Consider the following 7,684-nt stretch of genomic DNA (forward strand, 5'->3'; position numbering starts at 1 on the left):
TGTACCGCCGACCGTGGCACGGTAGTGCTCAGAGCGCTTCGACGTCGACTTCCGTCCCCCGCCGGAACGTCTCGCCGACATCGGGCTGGCGGCCCTCGATCGTGAAGCTCCGCAGCTCGCCGAGCGTGTCGCCGAAGACCAATCGGGGTTCGAAGCCGGCCTGGATGAGGATCTGCGCAGCCTCCTCGAAGTTGGCGGCGCCGGCCAGGTCGGGGAACGTCACGAGGTCCGGGCCCTTGGAGACGACCACTGTCACCTCGCTGTCCCGAGCGATCTCGGTGCCGGGTTCGACGCTCTGGCTGACGACCCGGCCGAGCTCGACGTCGTCGCTGAACACCTGCTCGGCCTCGGAGAAGACCAGCCGGAGCGCCTCGACCGTCGACCTCGCCTCACCGACCGGGACGTTGCGGACGTCGGGGACCACGCGCGGTTCGGGACCCTGCGAGACCACCAGCTCGACCGGGGTGAGCGGCTCGACGAACGAGCTGGTCGTCAGGGTGGGATCGCCCGGCACCGACCACGAGATCACGATCCCGGACGGGATGTCCTCGTCGAACACCTCGACCAGCTCGACACGGAGCCCGCGCTCGACGAGCCGCGTCTGCGCCTCGCCCACCGAACGGGCCGTCGAGTCGGGGAGCTCGCGGAGCGTCGGTCCCTCGCTGACGACGATCAGGAACGGCTCACCCTCGGCGAGGTCGACGCCGGCCTGCGGTGCGGTGCGGACCACTTGGCCGACCACCGGCACCTGGTCGCTGCGCTCGCGCTCGGTCGTGACGATCCAGCCGTTGGTGGCGATCAGGTTGCGGGCTTCGGCTTCGGGCATCTCGACGACATCGGGGACGGTGTAGACCGGTGTCTCGAACAGACGCATCGCCAGCACGCCGAGCACCGCCAGTGCGGCCACGACGAGGATGCTCAGCAGGATCTTCCAGGGGAAGCCACGGCGGCGTCGCTTCGGCGGCGGCGCTGCGACCGGCATCACCTGCGTCGCCGGCGCGACAGCTGCGTCGGGCAGCGCGTTCGTCGTCTCGTCGATGGCGTTCGACGGCGCGTCGGTGAGCACGTCACCGGTCGCGGCCGCTGCCGGAGCAGGCACTGCGTCGCCCGGCGAGCCACCGATGCCGGAGTCGAGCGGGAGGATCACGAGGTCGTCGCCCGGCGCGACGGTCGGGATGTCGAGGTCGGGTTCGGCCTCGACGATCGTCGGCGCCTCGGGCACCCGATCGGCCGCCGAACCGTCGTCGCCGGGTCGAACGACGCCACCGGTTGGATCCTCGGGTGAACGCATCTGTTCGGCAGGCGTGTCGAACAGACCCGTGGAGAGGATCAGCAGCGGCTCGGGCCGAGGCAGCTTGGCCGCCGCAGCGACCAATCCCTTGCCGAACTCGGCCGCCGACGCACGTTCCTCGGCCGACGGCCGGCCGGCGTACTCGAACACCGCTGCGAGCGGGCCGAGGTCGGCCGAGACCGGCATCAGCTTGCCGACGCGTGCCGCCAGCGAGGCGACGGTCGAGTCGTGGCGGAACGGCAGCGTGCCGGTCACGGCCTCGTGGAGCGACAGGCAGAGTGCGTAGACGTCGGTCTTGCCGTCGATCTCCTGCGACGTGCCTTGCTCGGGCGATGCGTACCAGGCCACGTGGGTCGGCACCGACTCGGGTTCGGCCCAGGCCAGCTCGCCGAGCAGGTTCGACAGCCCGAAGTCGATGATCCGGAGGCGCCGGTCGTCGCCGAACACCAGCTTGGACGGTGTGAGCTCGCCGTGCACCAGCCCACGCCGATGTGCGTAGTCGAGCGCGCGGCACGCGTCGAGACCGACCGCCAGCGCCTGCGACGGGCTGAGCTGGCGGCCGCGATCGAACATGTCGCGCAAGCTGCCCCCCGTCAACTGCTCGATCACCACGTACGCGGTCGACGTCTCCCCGACCGGCGTCACACCCCAGTCGTAGACGGCGGCGATGTTGGCGTGGGTCAGCGCCGCGACGGACCGCATGGTCTCGTCGAAGCGCCGGCGGAACGACGGCGACGCGGCCAGCGACGATCGGATCAGCTTCAGGGTGACGGCGCGACCGGCCTGTTCGTCCTCGGCATCGAAGACGGCCGCGTTGGCGCCGTCGACGACCAGCCGAGTCGGCGTGAAGCGCCCGGCGAGGAGCGCGCCCACCAGCTCGGACGGCTCGGGAGGGCCACTCGGTCCGGTCGGCTCGTCGGCAGCGGGCTCGGCAGACTCGGTGGCGCCGGGGGGCGTCTCGCTCGTGCTCACGATGCCCGAACGCTACCGCTTGCCAAACCGCTGCGGGGTGACGCCCCCTCGGGGGTGGGAACGACCCGACACGTGTGCCGACACCGCTCGGTCATCCGTGCACCCGCCTCGAGGAACGATGCGAATTCGGCTCGATCACCCGGCATGATGTGGACCGTGACCGAGAGCCAGGACAGCGTCGAGCAGCTGGAAGCAGCGCCGGCCGAGCAACGCCCGGCACGGCGGTGGCGGGCCGACAAGCCCCTGCTCATCGTGAGCGCCCTGGTCGCCGTCGGCTTGTTCCTCATCGTCCGCGGCCTGCTCGTCGGCATCACGGGCGACGAGCGTGCCAACCTCCCCGACCTGATCGACCGGGTCGACCCGGTACCCGAGGCGGTCCAGGTGCTCAGCCAGAGCGGCGTGTTCGTCGACCTGGCTCCCGGCCACACCGGCGTCCTGGTGATCGACGGCATCGAGATCGAGACCGTCAACGTCGACGAGCTCGGCAACGTCCAGGTCGAGCCCGGGCAGCAGATCGAGATCCCACCCGTGACGATCTACGAAGCGGGCAATTCCACGTTGACGTTCACGCCGAGCGAGGGCGCGCCCATCACCGGCTTCGATTCGGGTGAGCACACCGCACAGGTGATCTACTGGCGGATCGACGAGGGCCGTCAACGGGCACGCTCGTTCACCTGGACGTTCAACGTGGTCTAGGGCCCTGTCGGGCACGGGAGGCGACACGACAGGCCCATCGAACGCCGTCACCTGGGCGTCACCGGCGACGACCGCCCCTCGGGCGTCGGCCGGCGCGGTAGCACGTACGACCATGAGTCGGCGACCGGCCGTCCATGCGCCGCACCGTGTGACGGGATAGCGGAGGGTCCGCGTCGGTGAGTTGACAACTCCGGTTGCGATTGCGGGCGGGCGGCGGCCGGCGGTGACAACCCAGGTTCAACCCGCAGAACACTCCCCCTGCTCCGACGGGGCGGGAGCCGGACGGGCCGTTCGCGACACAGGTCGCCGTCAGCCACCCGCCAGTGCTGCGGCCACGGCGGCCTCGGCGTGGAGACGCGTCGTCGGGTAGTAGCGAACGGACACGTCCTCGGCGGTCACGAGCAGCTCGATCTCGGTGCAGCCGGCGATGACGCCTTCGGCCCCCCGGTCGACGAGCCGACCGATCACCTCCAGGTACGCCGCCTTCGACTCGTCCCGAACGACGCCCTGCACGAGCTCGTCGTAGATCACGTCGTGCACGAGCGTCCGGTCGGCCCCGTCGGGCACGAGCACGCCGAGCCCGTGACCTTCGAGCCGCGAGCGGTAGAAGCCGTGCTCCATCGTGTAGCGGGTCCCCAGCAGCGCCACCGTCCGGAGCTCGTCGGCGATGACGGCCGCCGCTGTCGCGTCGGCGAGGTGCAGGAACTCCACGTCGATCGCGGCCTCGATCCGGTCGGCGAGCAGGTGCATGGTGTTCGTGCACAGCACGACGAGCTCGGCGCCGGCCTCCTGGAGCCGGCGGGCGTCCGCCGCCAGCAGGTCGCCCGCCGCGTCCCACTCCCCAGCTGCCTGCATCGCCTCGATCCGAGCGAAGTCGTAGCTGCGGATCACGAGCTCGGCCGAATGCACGCCGCCGAGCCGTGCCCGGACGCCCTCGTTGATCAGGCGCTCGTACTCGATCGAGCTCTCCCAGCTCATGCCGCCGAGCAGGCCGATGGTTCGCATGTCCCGAACGTACCGGTCGATCGTCTCGCGACGACGATCACCGAGCTGCCGTGGCGTCAGCGGGGCGCGACGACCGATTCGAGACCGCGCGACCTGAGGACGAGCGTGCCGAGCACACCGATTGCCGCGGCGGCGACGATCTCCGACCCCGACGCCGCGACCGACATCCACCGCAGGGTGTCAACCTCCCAGATCGGATCGCTCATCGCGCTCCACTCGGGCAACCAGTGCGCCGCTGCGAAGCCCACTGCGAGCGACGGACCTGCGATCGCCGCGAACAGCGGCCCGAGTTGGTGGCGCACCACGACCAGCACCACCGTGACGACCTGTAGGACGAGCGCTGCGTTCCCCAGCACGTAGAGCGTCTCGGTGATGCTGCCCTGGCCGCGCCGCAGGTGATCGGCGACGTGGAAGGCGGAGGCGAGGCCGAAGAGCCATCCGGCGACAACGAGTCGATCGCCGAGGTCGGTCGGCACGTCGTTCACGCCGGGATCTCGCCCGTCTCGAGCAGCTCGCCGAAGCGGTCGGCCGGTACGACGGGGGTGCCGTTCGCCTCGGCCTTGGTGAGCTTGCCCGCGCCGGCACCCTCACCGACGACGAGCGCCGTCGTCTTCTTCGAGACACTGCCGGGGCTCTTGCCGCCGCGCGACGTGATGGCCTCCTCGGCCTCCCCGCGGCTGTAGCCGGGCACGGTGCCGGTGACGACGATCGTCTTGCCTTCGAGGGTCTGCTCGATCGCGGCCTTCGCCGCGGCCCTCGCCGCCGCCTCCTCCTCGCTGCCGAAGTTGAGCCCGGCCGCATCGAGCCGATCGATGAACTCGCGATTCGGCGCCTGGTCGTACCAGGCTGACAGCGCAGCCGAGATCACCGGACCGACGCCGTCGACGGCGGCCCGATCGTCGTCGCTCGCCTCGAACACGCGTCGCAGCGTGCCGAACTCGGCGGCGAGCACCTCGGATGCCGCCGGGCCCAGGTGACGGATGCCGAGCGCCGTCAGCAGCTTGGGCAGAGGCCGATCCTTCGACGCTTGGATCGAGCCGACCAGCTTCTCGGCGCTGATGCGGGCGAACCCCTCGAGCGCCTCGACCTGGTCGACGGTGAGGTCGTAGATGTCGGCGACGTCGCGCACGAGCTCGGCCTCGGTGAGCTGGACAACGGTCCGCTCGCCCAGCCCCTCGATGTCCATCGCACCGCGCGACGCCCAGTAGATGATCCTCTGGTCGCGCTGGAACGGGCACGCCGGTTCGACGCAGCGGGTGTCGGCCTCGCCCTCGGGCCGGACGAGCGTGCTCCCGATCGAGCAGGGGCACGTCGTGGGGAACACCCACGGCTTCGCGCCCCTGGGCCGCATCGACAGCACCGGACCGACCACCTCGGGAATGACGTCGCCGGCCTTGCGGACGATCACCGTGTCGCCGGGACGGACGTCCTTGACCGCGACCTGGTCCTCGTTGTGCAACGTCGCCATCGACACGGTCGAACCGCCGACGAAGACCGGTTCGAGGACGGCGAACGGCGTGGTGCGGCCGGTGCGCCCGACGGATACCTGGATGTCGCGGAGCAGCGTGGTGCGTTCCTCGGGCGGGAACTTGTAGGCGATCGCCCATCGCGGCGCGCGGGAGGTGAACCCCAACGCCTCACGCTGAGCTAGGTCGTCGATCTTGATCACGACGCCATCGATCTCGTACTCGAGGTCGTGGCGATGCTCCTCGCGCTCGGCGCAATAGGCGGCGACCTCCTCGATCGTGTCGAAGGATCGGACCTCGGGGTTCACCGGGAACCCGAGCTCGCGCATGAAGTCGAGCGTGTCGGCGTGGGCGGCGAACTCGGGACCACCCACGACCTCGCCCAGCTGGTACGACCAGAACGACAGCCGGCGCTTCGCGGTCATCGCCGGGTCCTTCTGACGCAGGCTGCCGGCAGCCGCGTTGCGCGGGTTGACGAGCGGGCGCTCGCCGGCCGCCTCGTACTCGGCGTTGAGCGACTCGAACACCGCCGTCGACATGTAGACCTCGCCGCGGACCTCGAGCACCTCGGGAGCATCGCCGCGCAGCCGCTCGGGAACGTCCGCGATCGTGCGGACGTTGGCCGTCACGTCCTCGCCGACCCGGCCGTCGCCCCTCGTGGCGGCTTGCACCATCCGGCCGTCCTCGTAACGAAGGCTCATCGCGAGGCCGTCGAACTTCAGCTCGGCCACGAACCGGGCGGTCGCACCGTCGAGACCCCGCGCCACACGGTCGGCCCAGGCCCGGAGCTCGTCGGCGTCCATCGCGTTGTCGAGGCTCGTCATCGGGACGGCGTGCGTGACCGGCGCGAACGTGGCGCTCGCCGCGCCGCCGACGGCCTGCGCAGGTGAGTCGACGTCGGCGAGCTCGGGATGCTCGGACTCGAGCGCCCGGAGCTCGCGGACGAGCAGGTCGTACTCGGCGTCGGGCACCTCGGGCGCGTCGAGCTCGTGATAGAGCCGGTTGTGACGAGCAACCTGCTCGCGGAGCTCGTTCCAGCGCGAGCGCACGGCGTCGGTCGGTTCGGCCATCGAGCCGAGTGTAGAGACGCCGAGGTCCGCGAGCGGCGGCTCAGGCGCCGAGCACGAACTTCGCCGCCGCCGACTCGCTGCGCAGCGACCGCGACACGTCGCTCAGCGAGCGGCAGATCCTCGTCGCCACGTCGGGGCTGTGCACGCCGAGGCCGCACTGGGGCGTCAGCAGACACTGACCGAGCAGCCGCTCGGCGTCACAGCCGCGCTGCACGAGCTCGCACCACAGGCTCGAGAGCTGCTTCCACGTACGGCCCGCGGTGACGCCGATCGGGCCCTCGGTGGCGATCGCGCCCCAGGCGATCCAGCCGCCATTGCCGAGGAAGCGGTCGAGGTACCCGGCCATCGAGACGAGCGACGACGTCGCCGGTACCGAGATCAGTTGCGGGCCGGACTCGAGCAGCGTGGCGATGTCGACGTCGCCGCAGCAGTGGACCCCGGTCGTCGCGAACGACTCGACCGCCGCCATCGCCGCCGACAGCAGGTCGATCGCCTGATCCGGCGCGATCGGGAAGCCATGGGACATCAGGTCGGCGGCCACGGGTTCGTCGAGCACGACGAGTTGACGCGACTCGGGGAGCGCATCCGCGACCGCGGCACCGAGCACCCGCAGGCGACTCCGAACCGCCTCGAGCGCGACCGAGTGCGACACCTCGGCCGATGCGCCGGCCCGGCGCAGGGCGGCACCCACGCTGATCGGCCCGGCGAACTGCCACTTGACCGGGCCCCGGTGGCCGCGTTCGACGGCCAGCTCGAGGAACGTGCGGAAGCCGACGAAGCCGTCGTCGTCCAGGTCGGTCTCGACCTCCGCGTCGGGGTCGAGACGGTCGGCATCGACCGCCACCGTGCCGTACTGGCCGAGTGTGACGCCGGGGATCCCGACGAGCGCCTGGGCCACCGTCCCCTCGGCGGGTGACCGCCGGGGCAGGCTCGGGATCGCCGGCACCTCGTAGGCCGTGAGCGCGAACTCGGCTGCCCGGTCGGCTCGACGGTGCGGGAGGCTCCCGATGCCGGTCGTCGCCCCCGCACGGATCGCGACCGGGTCCGTGTCGCCGGCGAGCGCGATCTGGCGGTCGTCGGCGGTCATGCGGCCATCGTTCCACTTCGGCCGGCGAAACGCCCAACCAACCGACCCGGTCCGCTCGAGCCGGCGAGGCGCCAGACTGGTGCCGTGCCGAGCACTG

6 protein-coding genes are annotated in these 7,684 nt (G+C 71.0%); 1 reads left to right on the top strand and 5 read right to left on the bottom strand.

All coding sequences use genetic code 11. The annotated features are described in order from the left end of the window. Positions 1 to 28: 28 nt before the first annotated feature. On the bottom strand, positions 29 to 2,263 hold the full coding sequence (locus QNJ12_RS11060; RefSeq protein ID WP_300622700.1) for a PASTA domain-containing protein: 2,235 nt from the start codon (positions 2,261 to 2,263) through the stop codon (positions 29 to 31). Positions 2,264 to 2,419: 156 nt separating this feature from the next. Between QNJ12_RS11060 and QNJ12_RS11065 the strand changes: the two genes are divergently transcribed. Continuing rightward, the gene (locus QNJ12_RS11065; protein WP_300622701.1) at positions 2,420 to 2,959 is read left to right on the top strand and encodes a hypothetical protein; all 540 of its coding nucleotides are present in this window, start codon (positions 2,420 to 2,422) and stop codon (positions 2,957 to 2,959) included. A gap of 309 nt (positions 2,960 to 3,268) precedes the next feature. On the opposite strand, the gene QNJ12_RS11070 is transcribed toward QNJ12_RS11065, so the two are convergent. The 4 genes from QNJ12_RS11070 to QNJ12_RS11085 are packed head-to-tail and all read right to left on the bottom strand — an operon-like array spanning position 3,269 to position 7,587. Beyond that, positions 3,269 to 3,964 carry an aspartate/glutamate racemase family protein gene (locus QNJ12_RS11070; protein ID WP_300622702.1) on the bottom strand — a complete coding sequence of 232 codons (696 nt, stop codon included), beginning with the start codon at positions 3,962 to 3,964 and terminating at the stop codon, positions 3,269 to 3,271. A 56-nt stretch (positions 3,965 to 4,020) separates the two neighbouring features. After that, positions 4,021 to 4,449 (bottom strand): hypothetical protein, encoded by a 429-nt coding sequence (locus QNJ12_RS11075; protein WP_300622703.1) that lies wholly within the window; start codon positions 4,447 to 4,449, stop codon positions 4,021 to 4,023. After that, entirely contained in the window at positions 4,446 to 6,500 is a 2,055-nt protein-coding gene (gene ligA, locus QNJ12_RS11080) for an NAD-dependent DNA ligase LigA (protein ID WP_300622704.1), read from the bottom strand. The genes QNJ12_RS11075 and ligA overlap by 4 nt, the downstream gene beginning before the upstream one ends. Before the next feature lie 40 nt (positions 6,501 to 6,540). Beyond that, positions 6,541 to 7,587, bottom strand: a complete 1,047-nt coding sequence (locus tag QNJ12_RS11085) for a hypothetical protein (protein WP_300622705.1) — start codon at positions 7,585 to 7,587, stop codon at positions 6,541 to 6,543. Positions 7,588 to 7,684: the final 97 nt, after the last annotated feature.

This window comes from Ilumatobacter sp. (genome assembly GCF_030065885.1).
Lineage (GTDB): Bacteria > Actinomycetota > Acidimicrobiia > Acidimicrobiales > Ilumatobacteraceae > Ilumatobacter.

Coding starts and splice junctions, on each gene's coding strand:
- QNJ12_RS11070 (WP_300622702.1), bottom strand. CDS start 3,964: ATGCGAACCATCGGCCTGCTCGGCGGCATGAGCTGGGAGAGCTCGATC.
- ligA (WP_300622704.1), bottom strand. CDS start 6,500: ATGGCCGAACCGACCGACGCCGTGCGCTCGCGCTGGAACGAGCTCCGC.
- QNJ12_RS11085 (WP_300622705.1), bottom strand. CDS start 7,587: ATGACCGCCGACGACCGCCAGATCGCGCTCGCCGGCGACACGGACCCG.